This is a genomic window from Paenibacillus sp. EB106-06-01-XG199 (assembly GCF_058791575.1).
Window position 1 is genome coordinate 66,367 of sequence record NZ_JBYTDQ010000014.1, and the last position, 20,485, is coordinate 86,851.

Sequence of the window (20,485 nt, forward strand, 5' to 3'; positions counted from 1 at the left end):
GGGATGTACCAAACCAAAGAAATTGCAGCAATTGTCGGGGTACATCCCAACACTGTACGGATTTATGAAGAATGGGGATATATCTCTGCTGTTCCGAGAGGTGTGAATGGCTACCGCATTTATTCCGACTTGCATTTATTTCAACTAAAAATAGCTAGAATCGCTTTTCGTTGTGAAATTGTTCAAGGGCGCATTCGGGCAAAGGCTAGAGCCATAGTTGAAGCTAGCGGTAAAGCAGATTTTACTCAAGCACTAGAATATGCACAAGACTATTTGTCCCATCTAGAAAAAGAATATAACCGGGCGCTAGAAGCTATTGAACTTTCGGAGCAGTGGATATGTGGAATCAAATCTACATCTACTCAAACGTATACACGCAAAGAGACTGCCCGGGTTCTGGATCTCTCAACTGAAGTGATTCGAAATTGGGAACGCAATGGATTAATAACAGTCCATAGACTTTCCAATGGCTCCCGGGCATATACAGAAAATGAAATAAAACGATTGAAAATTATTCGGACCTTAAGGACGGCACATTATTCAATAAGTGCAATCCTTCGGTTGATGAATCAAGCAGAGAACATGAGGTGGACTAATCTTAATATTAAGAAAGTGCTCGACACACCAGAAGATCATGAAGACATTATTTCAGTGACAGATCGCTTAGTCTATTCATTGGAACAAGCCATTGAGTCTGCAAAGGAGCTTATATGGATACTAAGGGCAAAACTGAACGTAGAGATATGACATTGTAGTGGTGGAGCCAATTGCTACATATTGATTACCTACACGTTCTTTCAGAAACTCCCCGGCGACTTTAGGATACATCTTCTCAGTGATAACACCTTTAGCTATGTGAATATTGTGCCCCCAAACCATCGTTTTTCCGCCCAATTTTTCTTGAGCCCACACAGCGTGCTCGGCTAGATACTGATCATGCGGCTTCACCATGCTTGGATAGTCAGCCGGAATCACCATCGACAGTTAAAGGTAAATTATGGTATGTTCTTCGTGTAATTACTGTAGTAATGAGTTGAAGGGGGATAATTTTAATGGAGAAAAATGTGAAATTAGTTTATTGCATTTTGGGTGGTCTTGTACTTACTTTATTAAATCATCCACTACTTAGTTACGCAAAACTTGGTATGTTTAAAAGTGGTTATGGTGAAAATATATTTGGTGTGTTGTTAGTTTCAATTACTGACCTATTGTCATTAGTTGGATTTTTTTTATTGATTTTATTTTCTGCTATATTAATAATAAAAAACATGGATTTTAAGGATAACTAAATAGCATGAAGTCAGATTAGCTATAAATTAAGTGCAGCTACTTTTTCACTTGGAAAATACAATATAACAAGCCTTTTCACCTGGGAGAGAGGTACTGAAGATGAATGATCCGGGTTTGGAGAAGGCATGGATACCCTTCAATATTTGAGTCAGGATTCAGACGCCAGACGATTGTATGAGGCCAGACAGAAGTATTTGCATGATGAGGCATCTATGCTCGAAAGTGCACAAATGGCAGGTATAAAGAAGGTAGCAAAGAATATGCTGAACTTGAATCTGGACATAGCGACCATTATAAAAGCCACTGGATTAACGGAACAGGAAATTAATAGCTTGGGGAAGTAAATAATTAGGGAGCATCCAATTGAGCGGATGCTCCTTTCTTATTGAAGAAATTCTGTGGTGTAACTTTCGTTGCTTAATAACCTATCTAGGTGCGTGATTCTATCCTGCATCGTCCATGTGACAGGGATAGGAACTAACAAGTAGCGAGACAGGCTGTCAGTTCTCGACCCCTGGGGTCAGCAGAAGCTGATAATCAGGCTGACTTAACGTATAGCCGGTTTCGGGGTGATAATCGGATGATATCAAAACTGTGACTACACTCGTAAAAATCTATCTACCGTTCTCCTGGAACAGGGATTCGATTCCCCTTTCCGTATACAGTGAAGACACCTTAAATGTTTTTTTTCAATTCAACCTTACGCCTAGGCGTACCACATATATTCTGCAAATATGCTACGCTGGTTTATATCATTTTTAAATCCTGAATCTTATAGAGGAGGCCCCCATGCCAAGCATTCTCGAATCCCTATACCACGGTAGTTTGTTCCCTAACGAGCACGTTATTCCCAAAGATTCTAATTATCGCCCGTTAAACAAACAAATCATCGAGTCTATAGAAACTTGGAAAAGCAAGCTGTCCGAAGGAGATTTTGAGGAGCTGGAGTCTTTATTGGAGTTGTATTCGCAAGTGCAGGGGATGGATATGACGGCTGCGTTTGTGTGCGGACTCAAGACCGGAGCGGCGATGATGATTGAAATTCTAGTCGATGATTAAGAATGGCGAAAGCCCTGTTCTTTAGGGATTTCCGCACCAATCAGATCGATCAGCTGCCCGTTGTAACACAGTGATCCTTTAATAAATCGTTGGCACCATTCCTCCGTCCATACGGATTGGAGAACCTTTAAATGCTGAAGCATAAGGGCTGCATATAAAGGCTGCTAGTCTTCCGATTTCGGCCGGTCTGATAAATCGTTGAATCTCAGACTGAGGCAGGTTTGCGGCCATAAATTTTTTCTCTTTTTCGGGAAACGTTATATTGTCCTCGGCGTAGACTCCCTCAATGATCTGATGCACATTTTCAGAAAGTGTTGGTCCAGGCATTATCGTATTGACGGTCACTTCCGTTCCTATGGTTAATTTTGATAAGCTTTTTGAAAGTGAGAGCAGCATTGATTTGGTCATGCAGTATTGCGGCATTTGACCTGAAGGCATTACGGCTTCTTCGCTCGCGATAAAAATCATGCGTCCATAATTGTTTTCCAGCATTTTAGGCAGATAAAATTTACATAATCCGTTTGCAGCAAGCACATTCGTACGGAAGTATTTATCCCATATTTCATCGGTTACGTCATCGTAACTCATGATTTCATATATGCCCATATTGTTAACCAAAATGTCGACATGAGGATATTTTTCAAACAAGGCTTCTCTCTGCGTAACATCCACAATATCTGCAGTGGCATTTTGAGGAGAAGTAGCCGGAAATTTCGAACGAATTTGGTTTACCGTTTGTTCTACCTCTTCGTAGTTTCTTCCATTAATCAGTACATTCACGCCTTCTTTGGCCAGTTCAATAGCAATGGCTTTACCGATACCCTTCGTTGAACCTGTAACTAAAGCTGTTTTATTGTGTAATCCCATATCCATGATACATTTCCCCTAAATGAAGTTATATAGAACCTCAAGAATAATCTTGCGTTCCGATAGGGATTATAATACCTTGTTTGGGCGGCTCAGTAACTAGCTCACAGCGCCAATCTTCTTGCATCACGCGCCAATTTATTTAAATTTTACTTATTGTGAGAGCCTGCATTCTCCGAACGCCAATGAGAGGGCGTTTCGCCTTCCCATATACGGAATGCGCGGTAAAACGAATTCTGGTTCTCGTATCCCACTAGGCAAGCTACTTCTTTAATATCCAGTGACGGGTCAGCCAAATATGTCCTTGCCTGCTCATGCCTGGCCTGCGTTAACAGATGCTTGAAGCTCGTGGCTTCTTCAGTTAGCCGGCGCTGCAGCGTCCGATCGCTCATATTAAGCTCCTTTGCGACAGACTGTATGTCAAGAAGCCCTCCCATAAGGCTCCGCTTGATGATCCATTTTACTGTCTCAGTAATAGAAGTAGTGTTTTGCTTTTCATTCAGCGTCCGGTCTAAGACAGGTGTCAAAATTTCTAGCAGTTCTTCGTTATACGTTGCAAAAGGAATGTCCAAGTCTTGGCGCCGCAGTGTGAGCCGGTTCCGGCTGGTACCGATTTGGATTGGACAGCCGAAATAAGCCTCCAGCGTGTGCACATCGCCCATGGGACGTGAAAATTCTACCCTTCGTGCATTCAACGCTTTGCCTGTTCCCCGGCGCCCAAGTTCCAGAAGATACGCCAGTGTGATCCCGACCAATACCTCCGGACCGGACTCTTCCGTATGCTGCCACTCCAGCTCGATGGTGCATTCCTCACCCTCCTCCATGATAAGCAGCTTTTCAGGGGGACACATTTGTTTATACCTGGCCATGCGGCAAAGAGCATCCCGATAATCACGGGCGTGGTAAGTGGCCAAGACGTCAGGCGGGAATTGTGCCGTTTCAAAGACAGATACAAGTCCAATGATCGCTTTGGCAATATCCCCTATGAGATCCGAAAAAGCCTGCCAGATCGCAAAATACTCTGCGGCAGTGACTTTAGGTTCAGTAATTACGGTAAGCGGCAGCCCGGCTCGCCGAGCTACATCCCTTGGAGCAACCCCTAGCTGCTGTAATCCGGACCAAAAGCCAGAAGGAAATTTAATATATTTCGTGGTATGTAACTTCATATACAGGTCTCCTTTGCTGATTACACGGATGTGCCGCTGAATAAAAAATAAAAACGCAATAGCCTTATGCTAACATATGAACACCAAGCATACTCTCTAGTCTGTTCAAAAGTCTACTCTGCCGATTCCTTGTGTATTGCTGTCATTATGTCCGGTTCATGGGATTAAAATTTTATCGGTTCTCTATAAATTGGGGGGTTGCCTTAATGTACACATTAACCCTTAAGCTGAAAAAGACCCGGTCTGTTACATCCAAATACGAGCATGAAAGGAGTGTCACCATCATGTCTTTTTCTATAAAAGAGGCTTCGGAGCGGCTAGGTTGCCCTGCACATAAAATTCGTTATTACGAGAAGGAGGGGCTGCTCCCTTATATTCAAAGAGATGAGCATGGAAACCGTCAGTTTGAGCAAGAACACCTGGATTGGATGAGACTGATGTCCTGCTTCCGGGCAACAGGAATGAAGATATCTACATTGAAGCATATGGTCCGCCTTGCTTTAGACGGCGATTCAACCATTCCGCAGAGAAAAGCGATTCTGAGCGAATATAAAGAGGATTTGCAGCGGCGTCAGTACGAGCTTGCTGAAGCACTTGAGGCAGTGGACAACAAGCTTGTCATCTACGAGGAGATAGAAAAAGGAAGACTTCCTTCTGAAAGTAAACTGCTGAGCCAAATGGATAGTGCCAGCAAACAATAATATTGAATAGATGGAGAGGTATCAAGTTATGAAGCAAAGAATACTAGGAAACAGCGATATAGTCGTTTCTATGATTGGACTGGGAATTATGGGCATGTCTCCTGGCATGTATGGAGAAACCAATGATGAGGAGTCCACCAAGACGATTCACCGCTCGCTAGAAATCGGAGTTAGTCTGCTTGATACCGCCGATGTGTACGGAAATGGGCACAACGAGGAGCTTCTTGGGAAAGCTATCAAAGGCCGCCGGGATCAGGCAATTATTGCAACCAAATTCGCATATACCCCTAACTATGAAAGTCTGAACGGTCATCCCGCTTACGTAAAAAAGGCCGTAGAAGAAAGTCTCAGCCGGTTAGGCACAGACTATATTGATCTCTACTACCAGCACAGGGTAGACCCCAATATTCCCATCGAGGAAACCGTTGGCGCTATGGCTGACTTGGTTAAAGAAGGCAAGGTACGCAGTCTCGGCCTGTCTGAAGCATCTGCTTCTACGCTTCGCCGTGCGCATGCAGTGCATCCCATTTCTGCATTGCAAAGTGAATATTCTCTATGGAGCCGGGACATTGAAGATGACGTTCTCCCCACTGCCAGAGAACTCGGCATTACGCATATCGCTTACAGTCCGTTAAGCAGAGGTTTTATATCCGGTGAAATTCGGAAATTCGAGGATTTGGATGCAAATGATCTGCGCAGATATATGCCCCGGTTCCAAGGCGATAATTTCCAGAGGAATATAGAAATTGTAGATAAAATCAAGGAAATCGCCATCGAGAAAAATTGCACGCCTTCACAACTGGCTATCGCATGGACGATCGCTAATCACGCACTGCCAATCCCGGGAACGAAACGAATCAAATATTTGGAGGAGAATGCAAACTCCGCAACTATTGAGCTGACTCCTAAGGATTTAGCGCGGATTGAAAATGTAAGCCCAAAAAACGAAGTCCATGGAACCCGCTATATGAAAGAACTGATGTCGCAACTGAATGGCTAACAATCATCTCATATTTCACTAGGGACCAAAGAAAGCAACCTCTGTCCGAAGCGGATAGAGGTTGCTGCTGGTATATATGATGAGCTAAGCTGGCTGATCAAATGGAAGGAGGGCTTTACCCTATAATGACCCGCACGTTGTTTTCGGCTTTCATTTTGGCGATTGGGATCAGGTCGCCTTGAATTTCTTCGCCGTTAATGACGATATGGGTAACCCCTTTTTGGACGCCGTTCTTGTTTTCTACCTGAATGTTCAGCTTCTTACCGCGGAATTCCCGCACCATGGAGAAGTCATTCCAGCTGGAAGGAACACACGGATTGATGCGAAGGCCATCCATCTGCGGCTGAACCCCCATGATGCCCTCCACCAGAGAGACCATCACAGTCGAGGCTGTGCCGGTGAGCCAGTGGACATGGGCCCGGCCTTGATACGGGCTGTCTTTGGACTCGACGAATTGACCATGCACGTAAGGCTCCAGTTTGCGGATTTCAGCTTTGTCGTTCATGCTGGCCGGACTGCAATTCAGGAAATATTCGAACGCGCGTTCACCGTTGCCGATCATGGTCTCTGCTAAGATGAGCCATCCCTGCGGCTGGCTGAAGATACCGGCGTTTTCCTTGGTGGAGGCGTTGAAAAGCGCCATCAGAGCCACTGGCAAACCGTACTCCCGGAACGGCGGGTAGAATAACATGGTGCCGTAATCGGTCCGCAGATTGTCGTACACTTTGTCCATCGCGAGTTTTGCCTGATCCGGGCGGGCGGCGCCGCTTAATACAGCCCAGCTTTGCGGATTCAGCCAGATTTTTGCTTCATCATTCTCCCAGGAGCCGATTGTATAGTTGTCTTCGGTGAACCCGCGGACGAACTGATCGTTCTCCCAAGCATGCTTCTGAATGTTCCCGTCGAGCTCATCAAGCAGGCCCTGTGCCCACTTTATGTCGTCCGGTTTGTTCTTGTTGTGCGCGATTTCCATGAACACTTTGAAGGCCATGTACAGCTGGAAGGCGACGAATAGCGACTCACCTTTGGCTCCGAGACGCAGACAATCGTTCCAGTCCGCATGAAGCCCGACCGGCATGCCATGTGCACCCATACGATCCAGGCTAAATTGGAGGGCCTGGCGCAGATGCTCGTACACCGTGCCTTCGCCTTTATCCGAATAAGGTATCAATTCATCTGTAAAGTCCCAGTTGCCACTTTCATTCAAGTATTTAATGACGGTTGGGAACATCCACAAGGCGTCATCGGCGCGATAGTGGGGATGACCGGTTTCCCGTACGTATTCCGGGTCGTCTGGTGTGCCTTCATGACCAGGGTTATGATCAAACTTCACCAGTGGAAGTCCACCACCGTTGGATACCTGGGCTGAAATCATCAGTCTCAGACGCTCTAGGGCCATCTCATGATCCAGATGAATGATACCTTGAATATCCTGTACGGTATCCCGATAGCCGAGTCCGTTACGGAGACCGGAGTATTGGAAGGAGGCTGCACGAGACCAGATGAAAGTGATGAAGCATTGATATGCGTTCCAGGTATTGATCATGTTGTTCAGATTATCGCTTGGTGTCTGGACTTGGAAGCGGTTAAGCTTGCTGTGCCAGAATGCCTTCAGTTCTTCGAGTTCCTTGTCCACGACAGACAAATCTTTATAGTGGCTAAGAATTTCGGACGCGCCTTTCTCGTCATATTGTCCCAGAAGGAATGCAATTTCTTTCTCTTCTCCCGGCTGCAGCTCCACGTTGATCTGCAGAGCACCGCAGGAGTTGGTGTTGTAGTTTAATGAATTGCTACATTGGCCGTTTGCAACGGAGGCCGGATTGCCGTAGCTGCGGTAATCGCCGAGGAACGTATCCCGGTCGCCATCGTAAGCGGTTACCTCTGCGCCTGCAGCACCGAAGAATCTCCAGCTCTGATCCTCGGGAACGTTTTCATTGATGGATTGAAGGATCATATTGTTTTTGTAGTAGGTTCGTGAGATAAACAGCGTGTACTGAAGGTTGACAGTATCCTGCTCGTAATTGTTATTGTTGGTTAATTCAACAAATCCGAAGAGAGCCAGCCTCCGCGCTTTGGAGTCATCATTGCGGACCTTCATGCGCCATACCTCGTAGGTTTTGTTCAGCGGTACATAATACAATGATTCTGTATGGATATTGTCGTAATCCGAGACGATGTTCGTGTATCCGGTTCCATGATGGCATACCGACTTGTACTGATCCAGATCTTTACCCACGGGCTGCCAAGAACCGGACCAATAATCCCCGTTTTCCAAATCCCTCACGTAAATGTAGCGTCCAGGCTCGTCCTTTGAATTAAAATGGTAGCGGACATGCCGCCCGTTGGCTCCAGATTTTACAAAACTGTAGCCCCCTGCGTTTCCTGAGATAATGGCGCCATATTCCGGCGAGCCCAGGTAGTTCGCCCAAGGGGCAGGCGTATTCGGTTTCGTAATCAGATACTCTTTGTTTTTTTCGTCAAAGTGACCGTATTGCATAACCATTCCTCCTATAAAGTGGATGATGGGCAGGGCAATAAACGCGCGTTCACAAACGGGTGAAGTTTCCCGGCCCCATTTCATTATAAGATAGTTTTATTCAACCTATAACCCCATATTTGTGAAAAATCAACAAAGAATATCAAACTAGTTATTGATGTGCCGAAGGACTTTTTTTTCGTAATACGCAAAATTTAGTTTAACATGTCGTTTTTGATGGTAATGTATGTTTATTGTGTGGTTATATAATGAATCAACCAAGTTTTTATGTATTCTGTATATGCATTAGGTCCACGGAAGCTTGTACATAGGTCACATTTAGTGTTTATTTGGGTTGGGAGTTAATCTAACCTGCGAAAGGATGATTTTATGAAAATTGATGTCCAAAGGGAGAGTGGAATTGCCCGGGAGATCGGTCAGCATGAAGTTTCTCTGGGCGCAATCAAAGAAAATCTCGAGTTGTACAAGGAAAGTTTGAGAAAAAGCTGGGATGCAGATGAAACTATACATATGACACATGCCATGGAACTGATTCAAACGAGTATTGGAAGGGTCGCATCAAGTCTTAGAGCGATTGAGTCGGATATTATATCTACGGCAAATACGATAAGACAAGAAGAAGATGCGAAGGAGGCAGCAGAAATCGCAGCTAGAGAGGCAGCATTGAAGCAGCTCAAGAATAGTTCGCATACTAAATAAAGTCTGTGCCGGGGGGACACTGTATTGAATACCATTTTCCTAGATGAGAATCTTATTCAAATTGCATCAACCCATCTTTCTAAGTACACCTCCGATTTATCTGACGCAGTGAGCAGACTTTCCCGGTTGCTTGGTCAAATTGACAATAGAGTTCTGTCGCGAAGTGATGTAGGCAGCCGGTTAGGGAACCTGTGTAAAGAGCTGGGGGATTTACAGGAAAAGCTGGGGAATTTCAAGAAGTTTGTGGAGAATGAAAGTGGAAAATATTTTGATATTGAAGATTATTTGGTTAAAGTCGGATTGTCATTCAGCTCAAATCCCATAGACCAGTATGAATCTCAATTGGCTGGCGATCCTTTCTTTCTGCTGGCCTTCCGCAATGCTGTGAATGATGTATTCTCTGGCATTACGAACTCAGATACATTACTCCGGTATAAAGATTTGCAGTTTAAAACCGTTAAAAAAGACGGGAAGATTCTCATTCAGCTCGTCAATGCGGAAATGGTTACGGGCAGACACTATATGGAGTATAGAGACGGGTTGGTCCGGCTCTTGGGCGGAGAAAGTGGAACCTTCAAGAAGCGATACGTGAACCGGTTAATTAACGGGGATGGAATACCTCTGTATGTTGATGGCCATGGAGTTATCCAAGACAATATGGACCGTTTTAATAGACTGGCTCCTGTGGAACAATTCATCAATGGAAGAAGCAACAGATTACAAAACATGAAGGATGTATTCAAATCTTCTTATAAAGACGGGATGACGCTCTGGGATGATTTTAACTGGAAAAACACGACGGTCTTGTCTAAGGGCGGGAAGTTTCTAGGTGCGGCCGGGACGGTTCTGGCGGTAGGAGATAACTTTGTGGAGACCTTCAGAGACGGCGGGAAGTGGGATTTTAACTTGAAGAACACGGGTACCTTTGCTGTGAACACCACGGTGGATGTTGCCGCCGGTGCGGGTGCAGCAGCAACTGGTGCCGTTATCGGCTCGTTTGTGGTACCACCCTTGGGAACTGTAGTGGGGCTCGCCACAGGTGTAGCTATAAACTTTGCCCTCAATGCCAAGTTCGGAGGTCCGCCGCCGAAAAGTGTAGTCGATCATACGAAAGATGTGGTTAACGATGCCGTTGATGCTACTTGCGACGCTATCAGTGGTGCTGTATCAAACATCGGAAAGGGCTTGAACAAATTGATCTGGTAGGAGGCTCACATGTTAAAGCAATATAACGAGGAGTACTTCGCTAAAATAAAGGAAGCCGCCCGTGAACGCTTGCGTCCTGATAGCGTATCTGTATTTATTATAGCTACCTTAGTGTTCAGTGCTGTAATGATCGCGGTTTCGCTTAATGCGGTTCTCTATGGTGACAACACCGATTCTACATGGATGATTTATTTAATTGTAGACATAGTCCTCTGGGCATTCCATTTGCTGGCTGCACTTTTATTTTATAATGTGAAATGGGCCTACAAATATCAAAAAATCCAGTCCTACATACTATGTTTGATTACCCTGAAATTTTCGCTTGAGATCTATTTGGTTTATTTTCTTATGTGTGAAGACAGGGGAGCGGAGCCGTTCATGACATCACTCGGTCTGCTGATGTTGTTAGGCGGAATTCTTTTTCTGTTCCTCTCGACCTGGCGGGCAGTACATCGGGTAAAAAAGGGTCATTTACGAAGAGGCGAAAAAGGATTATATAATTTTGGAGGGTCCAAGTCGTACATAAGTTTCCCTGTTATTTATCTCGGAGCCGTTATTGCCGGATTTGTGCCTAGGATGTTCGCGGATAGCAGCAGTTATACATCCTTTGAGCCTGTAATTGCCTTGGTGCTTAGTGTACTTATTCAGTATCTCACCGCAATGTTCTTGCCTGAATTCATCCTGCTGGCATACTGCAAAGGGCGGTTCCAATCTTTTCATATCCAACCACCCAACCAGCGTAAATCGAAGCAGCAGAAGCCACGGGGGGGACACAAGGCATGAAAATAAAGCGGACTCCGATTATATTCCATAACGTCATCAGTTGTACCAAAACCTGCAAAATAGAGGAATGGCATCAGCTCGCCAAAGAGCTTCGTAATTCCATTGTAAGCAGCGGCTTATATGGTACAGGTCCGATCATTTATCAAGTTTCTGGTCTGAATTTGGACGTAGGGGAGGCTGACTATTCCTTCTACATTCCTGTTAATGCACCTGTAGAGATGGAGAAAAATGAGGATTATCACTTTACGGAAACTTTGAAATTTACAGACGGGCTGCTCCTCAGACACGCTGATCTCGACGAGGATATCGAAGAGTCCTACGCTGTTCTGCGGTCATGCGCCGAATCCTATCAGCTAACGCTTGAGGAACCCTTTTACAATATCTATCTGGACGTCTACGGAGATGGAATTATTGATATCTTTGCTCCGGTCATTAAGGAGGGATAGTGTGGTAAATCCAAAGGATTCGATAAAATACACCAGTGTTGTCTCTAGAAAATATCATTTCTACTATAAGGATCTGGAGCAGCATCTATCTGATTTTATGAGTGATGTATTCCAGCTGAAGGCTACGATTAAAGGTCCCTTGTTCTATTCTATAAACAATATTCCACTGGATGAAATGCTGCATGCTGAATTTTTTATTCCTATCCACGAGGATTATCTGGACGTGACAGAAGATATGCATTTCCACAGTTATTTCTGCATCGACCGGATGATTTCTACTTGTGATCTTGCCGATTATGAAGCAAGTACGGAGACCGCTTATGGAGAGCTGCTTCACTATATGGAGAGCAATTATTTGCGCCAGACGACTCCCATTTTTCATATCGTTTCCGGGGACCGGACATTACCCTATTTGTTTATCAAAATCGGAGTCAGTGCTCAAAGTGCTGAGGAAATTTGGCTGTGAACGGCGGTACAGGACGGTTATCAGCGAATTGAACCGCATGTAGAAAGGATGCAAGGATATGGCATTCAATCCAGAAACCAATGAAGAATTAGTGATTGACGGGAAGGTTTATGTTGTTCAGGGGCATCCGCTCATGAGTGAGATCCCCTACGGCCAAGAGGGCAGGCAAGGTACGGTGTATAAACTCACCAGCATTCAAGACGGCATTTCCAAAGCGCTGAAAGTATTCAAACCCGTCTTCCGGCAGCCTTCTAATGTATATTTGTCAGAACAGCTTGCGGCCTTTTCAAAAATTGATGGACTTCAGGTCTGTGAACGGGATGTATTGATTCCTCAGCGGGACGTGCAACTGTTGGGAAGTCACCCAGAGCTGCTGTATGCTGTTCTTATGCCATGGATCAATGGTCCGACCTGGATGGATATCATACTGGAAAAGAAAGATATTCCCCAAGAAACGGCGCTTCATACCGCCAGGTCCTTGGCTGAAGTGTTATCTTTCATGGAGCAGCGCGGGTTGGCGCATGGGGATTTATCAGGCTCTAACGTTATGATTCCCGGGCTCCTGCATGAGATTATGCCCTTAGTCAAATCATGCATTCAGCTGATCGACATAGAGCACATGTATGCGGTCCACCTCGACAGGCCTGAATATATGACGATGGGATCACCCGGATACTCTTCCGGGAGAAGTGATTATCAGCATCTTTGGAACAAGTATGCAGATCGTTATTCCGGCAGCATCCTGCTCGCAGAGATGCTGGCATGGTTCCATCCGGAGATTCGGGAAGCGGCATGGGGTGAAAGTTATTTTGACCCCGGGTTGATGGAAAATGATCAGGATAGAGTAGCCTTAATTAATAGAGTGTTGACTGAAAGTTACGGCGGCGAGGTTGCGGGCCTTTTCCGTAAAGCATGGGAAAGTGACGCGCTATATCAATGTCCGGCATTCGGAGAATGGTATATTGCCTTATCATCGGTCAGCCTTGTCTACACGGACTCCTCCGAAGAGGTCCGGGCGGAAGGAACAATGACTTCAGCGGCCCTCCCATCCGTTCTTCGTCCGACTCCAATGGAAGAGTTGTCAGAATGGGATGAAGCGCCGCTGGGTAGAGCAAGAATGCTGGAAAGTTCAGGGGATTTACAGGGAGCCTTGGCGGCTTACACAGCATTGCTTGCCGATCCCGTTGCTGATTCCTCTGTCCGCCATGAAATTGAAGTTTCCATACAGGTGATTCAGTCTCTGCTGGCTGAACAGCATTCGAAAGAAACTGCGCCGGAACAGGAAGAACCGCGCCAGCCGGCAGGCAAGAAATGGCGGCTCGGAATGCTGATTGCTTTGGCGGCAGCTATTGTGCTCGGCGGCAGTCTGACTGTAAGGGGAATGATGGACAAGCCGGAGCCCTCTAATGAGGCTGCTGACGTTGCCGCTCAAGCAACGGTGCAGCCAACGGCAACAGCCCAGCCAACGGTTGCCGCCAGCCCGTCGGCGGCTGCCCTGGCGCCTGTAATCACGGAAAAGCCGACAGCCCAGCCGACGGTTAAACCAACGCCGAAGCCGACAGCCCAGCCGACGGTTAAACCAACACCGAAGCCGACAGCCCAGCCGACGGTTAAACCAACACCGAAGCCGACAGCCCAGCCGACGGTTAAACCAACGCCAAAGCCGACAGCTAAACCAACAGCCAAACCAACGTCGAAACCGACAACTAAACCGGCGGCAACCGCCAAGTCAGCAGCGAAGAAGCAAAAAATCAAAGCGCTGGAGGATAGCATTCTTTATGCCTATAACGTTGAAGATGATACGGAAAAGGTTATCCGTCTAGCTAAACAACTAAAAGCACTGGATAGCAATAACAAGCTGGCACGAAGCATGCTAAAAGAGCTTACAGGAGAGTAGTTATACAAAAGTACATATAACATTTAGGAGGAATAGAAATGAAGAAGTTTATCTCAGGCTTTATCTGCGGTGGATTATTATTCGGAGGTGTTACCGTATTTGCGGCAGATTTAAAGGGAGCCCTATTCAACATTAATAGTGTTGAGGTGGATGGCACGAAGATTACGGTGAATAGTAAAAACAAACCTTTTACATTCCAAGGCTACGCTTATTTTCCCAGCTATATGCTGCCTGAGCTGGGTTATGAACCTTCGCGTTCCCGTGACGGGAAGACTGTAATCTTAAATTCAACAGGCAAGAAGGTTTACGCAACCACCGGCACAATTGAGGCAGGCAACGATTACCTGATCGGAGCCCCTGAAGTAGTTAATACGAACGCAGAGAGCAGCATTATGTACGACGGCAGCACTGTGATTAAAGAGCAAAACGGGACCACCCATTTGAATTATATCTATACGATGCTTGGAGACTATACTCCGGATAGCAAGGCACAAGCGAAGATTACCTATCAACTGGATGAAAAGTACAGACAGTTTAATGCGAAAGCGGCTCTAATTCAGCATAAGCTAGGAAGCGTCAGCACGCAGCCGGTCACGGTAGATGTTTATCTTACAGATAAAGGCGGACAAACGACCTTATACGGAACGTATACATACGCGTCCACTCAAGAACCCCAAAATTTGATTGTGCCGCTTCGTTATGTGGATAAGATTACATTTGCAATAAGCAGTATCGGCGCTTCTAAAGTGGAATTTGCCATGTTTGATCCAGTATTTATTAAATAGTATTCCTGCAGGAAGTTAGTGCCGGCTATTTGGTGGATTTGAATAGGGAGTGAAGATACGCATGCAGCTATCACTGCTTAAAGACACGGTCATCTATACTTGTGTTCTTCCCGAGAAACAGAAGGGACAATACTGGATCACTCAGAGAAATGAACAGAATTATGAGGAGAACGTTATCGGTATTGAAGGCATTGAGGGGAAATGGATTCTGAAGTCCAATAAACAGGCCGTTATTCTGGACAGCAACAAATCCACCATTAAGGAAATTGCCATAGAGCCCATGAACATGTACTCCATTCATCTTATCCGAACGAATGAGTATGTAGTGCTCTTCTCTGAGCCTGTCTCCCGTGACAGGAATACCTTTAAGAAGCTGAAGTTTCATGCAAACAGCAGAATAACGATTGGACGGGCAGAGAATTGTAATCTGCATTATGCCAATAAGTATACCTCATCCATTCATGCTGAACTGTTGATCAACGGCTCTACCCTGACGATTCAAGACCAGAGCAGCGCAAACGGAACGTTTGTGAATGGGAAACGGGTCACCAGCAAAGTGCTGAAACTAGGAGATGTCGTCTATATTATCGGTCTCAAAATTATTATTGGCCCCGATTTTATTGCCGTGAACAATCCGGACGGTCAGCTAAAAATCAAAGGAGCTGCGTTTCAGCCGTATATCAAGCAGACAGCAGCTGTGGTTGAGGAGGAGGAATTGGAGGAGATCGCTGTTTCCCCTGAATTCTTCTACCGTTCTCCCCGGTTCAAGCGGGATATTCAGCAGGCGGAATTTGTAATTGATCCTCCACCCTCACTCGGCAATATGGAGCAATTGCCAATTATGCTGATGCTGGGTCCGTCCATCACTATGGGGATGGCTTCACTTTTTACAGGGTTGTTTGCCCTCCAGAATGCACTCAGTTCCGGGGGGAATGTCAGAAATGCAATGCCTACTCTAGTAATGTCTATGAGCATGCTGCTAGGTACAATATTATGGCCTGTCTTGGCCAGAAGACATGAGAGCAAGCGGAGAAGCCGGCGCAATCAGGAGAGAAATGTGAAATACAAGGCATATTTGGGAGAGCTCCGGCAAAAAATTGCAGTTGAGTGTGCCTATCAAAGCGATATTCTACATGAGAACCTAGTGACTGTAGAAGATTGTGTTGGCCGCATAGAACAAAAGAAACGTGATTTATGGGAGCGAACCCGCAGGCATAATGACTTTTTATCGCTTAGACTGGGACTGGGAACCGTTAACCTGCAGGCAGAAATTAAGCATCCCGAAATAAGATTCAGCTTGGATGAAGATGAATTGCGGAACGAATTAGAAGAGTTCATTAAAGAACCGAAGCTCCTCAAAAATGTGCCGTTGCCGCTGTTATTGACAGAGGATTGGATAGCGGGAATTATCGGCACGAGGGAAGCCGCCGTTAGGCTTACGAAACAGCTGATCCTGCAGCTTACCGCACTTCACAGCTATGATGAACTAAAGCTCGTCTTTCTTTATGATACAAAAGAACAAGATACTTGGGGATTTGTGAAATGGCTGCCGCATGTATGGAATGAAGAGGGCAGTTTGCGGTTTGTGGCAACGGAGCTAAATGAAGTGAAAGAGCTGTCCAGTTATCTGGAAAAAGAGCTATCTGCCCGGGAAATGCTCTCATCTGATGAAGAAATACGGGAGTTGTCGCCATATTACGTGATTATAGCTGCGGACAAGCAGCTGGCGGGCAAAGCTGAAATAATCAACGGATTATTAAAGCAGAAAAAGAACCTCGGCTTCAGCATTTTGCATCTTTATGATCAGCTCATGCATCTTCCCAAAGAGTGCTCCCTGGTGATTGAGTGCGACGGTGAAGATTCGAATATTTTTGACAAAGATAATATTTCCGGGAAAGCTGTATCTTTCCGCCCTGATCCCTATGAGATCCGTAACGAGCTTACGCTTGCTGTCCGGCTGGCTAACATCAAGCTTGACACATCAGGATCTAAATATAATCTGCCGGATATGTTAACCTTCCTCGATATGTTTGGCGTCGGAAAGATAGAGCATCTTAACGCCTTAACCCGCTGGAAGGATAACGATCCGGTATTGTCACTGGAAACTCCCATTGGTGTGGATACCTCGGGAGCCTTATTTCAACTGGATCTGCATGAAAAATTCCATGGTCCACATGGGTTGATTGCCGGAATGACAGGTTCGGGTAAAAGCGAATTCATTATGACCTTTATATTATCACTGGCAGTGAATTATCATCCTCATGAAGTAGCCTTTATCCTTATCGATTATAAGGGTGGCGGGATGGCAAGCGCATTCTCTAGCCTTCCTCATCTGGCAGGAACGATTACCAATTTGGACGGCGCTGCGGTAAAACGTTCGCTGATTTCAATCCAAAGCGAGCTGAAACGACGGCAGGCCATATTTCAGGATATTCATAGCCGGCTTGGTCTCAGCAACATTGATATCTATAAATACCAAAGGCTTTACCGGGAAGGGCAGGTATCCGAACCGCTTCAGCATTTGTTTATCATTTCAGACGAATTTGCCGAACTTAAAACCCAGCAGCCGGAGTTTATGGAACAGCTGGTAAGTGCTGCGCGAATCGGACGAAGTCTGGGCATCCATTTGATTCTAGCTACTCAGAAGCCTGCGGGTGTCGTAGACGACCAAATTTGGAGCAATAGTAAATTCCGTATTTCATTGAAGGTCCAGGAGAGGGCCGACAGTATGGATGTAATCAAAAGACCGGATGCCGCCGAATTGTCCGTTACTGGAAGATTTTATGTGCAGGTAGGCTTTAACGAGCTGTTTGAACTAGGGCAATCTGCATGGGCCGGCGCACCGTATGCTCCATCGGACCGGATGGAACGTACACCGGATCACAACCTCACGATAATTGATACGCTGGGCCGTATTGTAAAGCAAACAACTGTTAATAAACGAAAAATCAGACAGGCTAATCCAGAGAAGCAGATTAGCAGGATTAATGAGTATCTATCCCACATTGCTGCCGAAGAAGGCATCAAGATCCGGCCGCTGTGGTTGGAGCCGATTCCTGCTGTTATTTATCTGCATGAATTGAAGAAGAAGTACCCTAACTCCCTTTCTTTTTATGGTGAGATTAATCCTGTAATCGGCGAGGTCGATGATCCGGTGAACCAGAGACAGCTGCCCATGACCTTCCCGCTCTCCCGGGACGGTAATGCGCTCGTTTATGGTACGGCCGGTAGTGGAAAAACAGTCTTTCTGACGACACTTATCTTCTCCTTGATAGAGCAGCATACTCCCGAAGAAATCAATATATATATTCTGGACTTTGGTTCGGAAACGCTGGGAGCCTTCTCAGAAGCACCGCATGTGGGTGATGTAGTCTTCTCTCACGACAGTGAAAGGGTTAATAAACTTTTCCAGATGCTTCAGCAAAAAATAGAACATAGAAAGAAGATGTTCTCACCGTATGGGGGCGACTTCGGTTCTTATAATCGTGTATCTGCGGAACAAGAGCCTTCTATATTAGTCGTCATTCATAACTATTCCGTATTTACCGAGCTTTTTGAGGGCAAGGAAGAGGTGATCTCGCTGCTCAGCAGAGAAGGTCTGAAGTATGGTATTTATTTTATGCTGACTGCACTTAATACGGGAGCTGTACGGTACAAAACCTTGCAGAATTTCAAGCAGCTCTACGTGCTCCAGCTGAATGATCCATCCGATTATTCCGGTGTGCTCGGCAATGTGGGAGGCGTGTACCCTTCCAAATTGAAGGGCAGAGGCATCTTCAAGAAAGACAACGTCTATGAATTTCAGCTGGCCCATATTCAGGCAAACGGCAACAATCTGCTGAATGAATTGCGAAGCAGCTGCAGCAGCTATGCGAAACAATGGACTGGAACAACTGCTGAACAGATACCGATCTTGCCGGACAAGGTGGATCTGGCCTTCCTTAAGAAAGATATTCATCGCTGGAAGGACGGATTGATTCCTGTGGGGGTGGAGAAAGACAGCCTAAAGGTATCCTACATGGACCTCAGCCAAAGCTATATTCAGTTGGTAGCTTCCCGAGATCATGATATGACTACTTTCATGCAGGGTTTGGTCGAGGTGCTCTCTGAGCAAGGCGCTTCCGATTCGGAGCTGCTGGTGCTTGATGCCAATAGACAGCTTACGGAACACTTTCAGGGTAAATGCCGCTATATCAATGACCATAACGATGCCGCCGAGGGGGCGGTTATTGAACTGTTCAATATGCTGGTGCTGCGGAATAACGCCTTTAAGGATGCAGTTGCTGCAGGCCAGCCGGTTCCTGTATTCAATAAACTGACGGTAATTGTGCTGTCGGTATCGGCCTTGCTGTCCAGGCTATCCGTAGATGCCAAGGATAAGTGGAAAGTTCTGCTTGAGAAAGGGAGCGCCGCCTATCAGGTACATTTTATATTGGCTGAACGGGCTGCTAATATCGCGACGTTCTCCTATGAAGCTTGGTTTAAAGAGCATGTGGCTGGAGGTGAGGGGATATGGATTGGAGACGGTTTTACCGATCAGTACCACATGAAGCCGGCCCGATTCAGCCAAGAGATGTACCGCGAGATTGGCGACGGCTTCGGGTACGTGGTGCATCGCGGGAAGGCTGTTCTGGTGAAACTGCTGGCTGCCAGTGCGCTCGTGGAGGAGGAGGTCCCCGTTGGATAAGATCATTATTGAGCTCTATATTCCGGCAATCAGCCAGACACACGATGTAATCATTCCTTTAGATCTTCGTCTGCATGAGATCGAAGGCCTGATGGCAGCTGCAATCATGGAGCTGTCGGGAGGGGTCTATATCAGATCAGAGGATACCGTCATCTGCGATAAACAGACCGCTACAGTGCTTGATATTAACCTATCGGCAAGGGAGCTGGGGTTAAGTAACGGCTCCATGCTGATGTTAATATAAATTTTATGTTTTTTTAATCAGAAAGGAGTAGAAATAATGTCGAAAATTACAGTGGATCCTGCACGGCTGGAATCAGCAGCACAGAAGATGGATGGCCAAGCGTCTGAGTACGCCACGCAATACAAGAAGTTATTCACAGAGGTAAATGCAATGGGTGCCGCTTGGAAAGGGGCCGACAATACGGCATATGTTACCCAGATTCAAGGCTTTGAGGAGGATTTTAAGAATATGTACGATCTGCTGCTTAAATACTCCGAATTTCTAAAACTGAGCGCCAAGATGTACCGGGATACCCAAAGTGAAATTATCAATTCAGCTAAAAAATTAACTAATTAAAAAAGGGGGCTGCATATATGTCAACGGAAGGAATTCAAATTTCTCTGCCTGAGGTAGCGAATACTGCCGGAACGATCCGATCCATTAATGAAAATCTCAGCGCCAGACTGGACGAAATTAAAATGGAGATGAACGCACTTGCCTCCACCTGGCAAAGTGATGCGAGCAATACCATTCGTGAGAAATTTAGAGGAATGGAACCCCGCTTTGAGGAATATAAGAACGTCATTATCTCCTATGCTACTTTCTTGGATACAACAGTAAAAGGATATGAAGATACGGAAAACGCGATAAAAAACAATGCGAGCCAATTCAAATAACAGCTTCTGAAGCAAGGGTAATGGACAATGTCCGTT

19 protein-coding genes and 2 pseudogenes are annotated in these 20,485 nt (G+C 45.8%); 17 read left to right on the plus strand and 4 right to left on the minus strand.

Translation table 11 applies throughout. The annotated features are described in order from the left end of the window. Positions 1–3 precede the first annotated feature (3 nt). Positions 4–747, plus strand: coding sequence for a MerR family transcriptional regulator (locus tag AC3WT9_RS31355; protein ID WP_341089161.1), 744 nt, complete (start codon positions 4–6; stop codon positions 745–747). Here AC3WT9_RS31355 and AC3WT9_RS31360 read toward each other — a convergent pair. Beyond that, positions 721–981: pseudogene (locus tag AC3WT9_RS31360) on the minus strand (erythromycin esterase family protein); the annotation flags it as partial. The gene AC3WT9_RS31355 and the pseudogene AC3WT9_RS31360 sit on opposite strands and share 27 nt — an antisense overlap. Before the next feature lie 71 nt (positions 982–1,052). On the opposite strand from AC3WT9_RS31360, the gene AC3WT9_RS31365 reads away from it, so the two are divergent. From AC3WT9_RS31365 to AC3WT9_RS31375, 3 genes and pseudogenes are all read left to right on the plus strand, one after another. Further along, positions 1,053–1,289, plus strand: a complete 237-nt coding sequence (locus AC3WT9_RS31365; RefSeq protein ID WP_341089162.1) for a hypothetical protein — start codon at positions 1,053–1,055, stop codon at positions 1,287–1,289. A gap of 88 nt (positions 1,290–1,377) precedes the next feature. After that, a pseudogene (locus AC3WT9_RS31370) lies at positions 1,378–1,634 on the plus strand (Rpn/YhgA-type helix-turn-helix domain-containing protein); the annotation flags it as partial. A gap of 445 nt (positions 1,635–2,079) precedes the next feature. Further along, a complete protein-coding gene (locus tag AC3WT9_RS31375) occupies positions 2,080–2,349 on the plus strand; it encodes a DUF6809 family protein (RefSeq protein WP_038584714.1) in 270 nt (89 codons plus the stop codon). A 78-nt stretch (positions 2,350–2,427) separates the two neighbouring features. Here the strand turns inward: AC3WT9_RS31375 and AC3WT9_RS31380 are convergent, their stop codons facing one another. Continuing rightward, entirely contained in the window at positions 2,428–3,222 is a 795-nt protein-coding gene (locus tag AC3WT9_RS31380) for an SDR family NAD(P)-dependent oxidoreductase (protein ID WP_341089164.1), read from the minus strand. Between the two features lie 143 nt (positions 3,223–3,365). Continuing rightward, entirely contained in the window at positions 3,366–4,382 is a 1,017-nt protein-coding gene (locus tag AC3WT9_RS31385; protein ID WP_341089165.1) for a helix-turn-helix domain-containing protein, read from the minus strand. 206 nt (positions 4,383–4,588) lie between these two features. Here AC3WT9_RS31385 and AC3WT9_RS31390 point away from each other — a divergent pair, with 206 nt between their 5' ends. Together AC3WT9_RS31390 and AC3WT9_RS31395 are read left to right on the plus strand one after the other, a co-directional pair. Continuing rightward, positions 4,589–5,083 carry a MerR family transcriptional regulator gene (locus tag AC3WT9_RS31390; RefSeq protein ID WP_341377017.1) on the plus strand — a complete coding sequence of 165 codons (495 nt, stop codon included), beginning with the start codon at positions 4,589–4,591 and terminating at the stop codon, positions 5,081–5,083. A gap of 28 nt (positions 5,084–5,111) precedes the next feature. Then, positions 5,112–6,083, plus strand: coding sequence for an aldo/keto reductase (locus AC3WT9_RS31395; RefSeq protein WP_341089168.1), 972 nt, complete (start codon positions 5,112–5,114; stop codon positions 6,081–6,083). 115 nt (positions 6,084–6,198) lie between these two features. Here AC3WT9_RS31395 and AC3WT9_RS31400 read toward each other — a convergent pair whose 3' ends face one another. After that, positions 6,199–8,580 (minus strand): glycoside hydrolase family 94 protein, encoded by a 2,382-nt coding sequence (locus AC3WT9_RS31400; RefSeq protein WP_341377018.1) that lies wholly within the window; start codon positions 8,578–8,580, stop codon positions 6,199–6,201. A 369-nt stretch (positions 8,581–8,949) separates the two neighbouring features. Here AC3WT9_RS31400 and AC3WT9_RS31405 point away from each other — a divergent pair, with 369 nt between their 5' ends. From AC3WT9_RS31405 to AC3WT9_RS31455, 11 genes are all read left to right on the plus strand, one after another. Continuing rightward, positions 8,950–9,279, plus strand: coding sequence for a hypothetical protein (locus AC3WT9_RS31405; RefSeq protein ID WP_341089170.1), 330 nt, complete (start codon positions 8,950–8,952; stop codon positions 9,277–9,279). A gap of 24 nt (positions 9,280–9,303) precedes the next feature. Then, a complete protein-coding gene (locus AC3WT9_RS31410) occupies positions 9,304–10,485 on the plus strand; it encodes a hypothetical protein (RefSeq protein ID WP_341377019.1) in 1,182 nt (393 codons plus the stop codon). Positions 10,486–10,494: 9 nt separating this feature from the next. Continuing rightward, a complete protein-coding gene (locus AC3WT9_RS31415; RefSeq protein WP_341377020.1) occupies positions 10,495–11,268 on the plus strand; it encodes a hypothetical protein in 774 nt (257 codons plus the stop codon). After that, positions 11,265–11,714, plus strand: a complete 450-nt coding sequence (locus AC3WT9_RS31420) for a DUF5085 family protein (RefSeq protein ID WP_341089173.1) — start codon at positions 11,265–11,267, stop codon at positions 11,712–11,714. The genes AC3WT9_RS31415 and AC3WT9_RS31420 overlap by 4 nt, the downstream gene beginning before the upstream one ends. A 1-nt stretch (position 11,715) precedes the next feature. Next, on the plus strand, positions 11,716–12,180 hold the full coding sequence (locus AC3WT9_RS31425) for a DUF5085 family protein (RefSeq protein ID WP_341089174.1): 465 nt from the start codon (positions 11,716–11,718) through the stop codon (positions 12,178–12,180). A gap of 58 nt (positions 12,181–12,238) precedes the next feature. Continuing rightward, positions 12,239–14,077, plus strand: a complete 1,839-nt coding sequence (locus AC3WT9_RS31430) for a hypothetical protein (RefSeq protein ID WP_492408656.1) — start codon at positions 12,239–12,241, stop codon at positions 14,075–14,077. A 38-nt stretch (positions 14,078–14,115) separates the two neighbouring features. Beyond that, a complete protein-coding gene (locus tag AC3WT9_RS31435) occupies positions 14,116–14,862 on the plus strand; it encodes a hypothetical protein (RefSeq protein WP_341089176.1) in 747 nt (248 codons plus the stop codon). Between the two features lie 61 nt (positions 14,863–14,923). Then, positions 14,924–19,549 carry a type VII secretion protein EssC gene (essC, locus tag AC3WT9_RS31440; RefSeq protein WP_341377022.1) on the plus strand — a complete coding sequence of 1,542 codons (4,626 nt, stop codon included), beginning with the start codon at positions 14,924–14,926 and terminating at the stop codon, positions 19,547–19,549. After that, a complete protein-coding gene (locus tag AC3WT9_RS31445; protein ID WP_341089180.1) occupies positions 19,542–19,793 on the plus strand; it encodes a methyltransferase in 252 nt (83 codons plus the stop codon). The genes essC and AC3WT9_RS31445 overlap by 8 nt, the downstream gene beginning before the upstream one ends. 36 nt (positions 19,794–19,829) lie before the next feature. After that, the gene (locus AC3WT9_RS31450; protein WP_038584741.1) at positions 19,830–20,129 is read left to right on the plus strand and encodes a WXG100 family type VII secretion target; all 300 of its coding nucleotides are present in this window, start codon (positions 19,830–19,832) and stop codon (positions 20,127–20,129) included. A 17-nt stretch (positions 20,130–20,146) separates the two neighbouring features. After that, complete coding sequence (locus AC3WT9_RS31455) at positions 20,147–20,449, plus strand: pore-forming ESAT-6 family protein (RefSeq protein WP_341089181.1); 303 nt, start codon at positions 20,147–20,149, stop codon at positions 20,447–20,449. Positions 20,450–20,485: the final 36 nt, after the last annotated feature.

What these genes read in the sequence shown, in the direction of transcription:
- AC3WT9_RS31355 (WP_341089161.1), top strand. Translation starts at nt 4, where the DNA reads ATGTACCAAACCAAAGAAATTGCAGCAATTGTCGGGGTACATCCCAAC.
- AC3WT9_RS31365 (WP_341089162.1), top strand. Translation starts at nt 1,053, where the DNA reads ATGGAGAAAAATGTGAAATTAGTTTATTGCATTTTGGGTGGTCTTGTA.
- AC3WT9_RS31375 (WP_038584714.1), top strand. Translation starts at nt 2,080, where the DNA reads ATGCCAAGCATTCTCGAATCCCTATACCACGGTAGTTTGTTCCCTAAC.
- AC3WT9_RS31380 (WP_341089164.1), bottom strand. Translation starts at nt 3,222, where the DNA reads ATGGATATGGGATTACACAATAAAACAGCTTTAGTTACAGGTTCAACG.
- AC3WT9_RS31385 (WP_341089165.1), bottom strand. Translation starts at nt 4,382, where the DNA reads ATGAAGTTACATACCACGAAATATATTAAATTTCCTTCTGGCTTTTGG.
- AC3WT9_RS31390 (WP_341377017.1), top strand. Translation starts at nt 4,589, where the DNA reads ATGTACACATTAACCCTTAAGCTGAAAAAGACCCGGTCTGTTACATCC.
- AC3WT9_RS31395 (WP_341089168.1), top strand. Translation starts at nt 5,112, where the DNA reads ATGAAGCAAAGAATACTAGGAAACAGCGATATAGTCGTTTCTATGATT.
- AC3WT9_RS31400 (WP_341377018.1), bottom strand. Translation starts at nt 8,580, where the DNA reads ATGCAATACGGTCACTTTGACGAAAAAAACAAAGAGTATCTGATTACG.
- AC3WT9_RS31405 (WP_341089170.1), top strand. Translation starts at nt 8,950, where the DNA reads ATGAAAATTGATGTCCAAAGGGAGAGTGGAATTGCCCGGGAGATCGGT.
- AC3WT9_RS31415 (WP_341377020.1), top strand. Translation starts at nt 10,495, where the DNA reads ATGTTAAAGCAATATAACGAGGAGTACTTCGCTAAAATAAAGGAAGCC.
- AC3WT9_RS31420 (WP_341089173.1), top strand. Translation starts at nt 11,265, where the DNA reads ATGAAAATAAAGCGGACTCCGATTATATTCCATAACGTCATCAGTTGT.
- AC3WT9_RS31430 (WP_492408656.1), top strand. Translation starts at nt 12,239, where the DNA reads ATGGCATTCAATCCAGAAACCAATGAAGAATTAGTGATTGACGGGAAG.
- AC3WT9_RS31435 (WP_341089176.1), top strand. Translation starts at nt 14,116, where the DNA reads ATGAAGAAGTTTATCTCAGGCTTTATCTGCGGTGGATTATTATTCGGA.
- essC (WP_341377022.1), top strand. Translation starts at nt 14,924, where the DNA reads ATGCAGCTATCACTGCTTAAAGACACGGTCATCTATACTTGTGTTCTT.
- AC3WT9_RS31450 (WP_038584741.1), top strand. Translation starts at nt 19,830, where the DNA reads ATGTCGAAAATTACAGTGGATCCTGCACGGCTGGAATCAGCAGCACAG.
- AC3WT9_RS31455 (WP_341089181.1), top strand. Translation starts at nt 20,147, where the DNA reads ATGTCAACGGAAGGAATTCAAATTTCTCTGCCTGAGGTAGCGAATACT.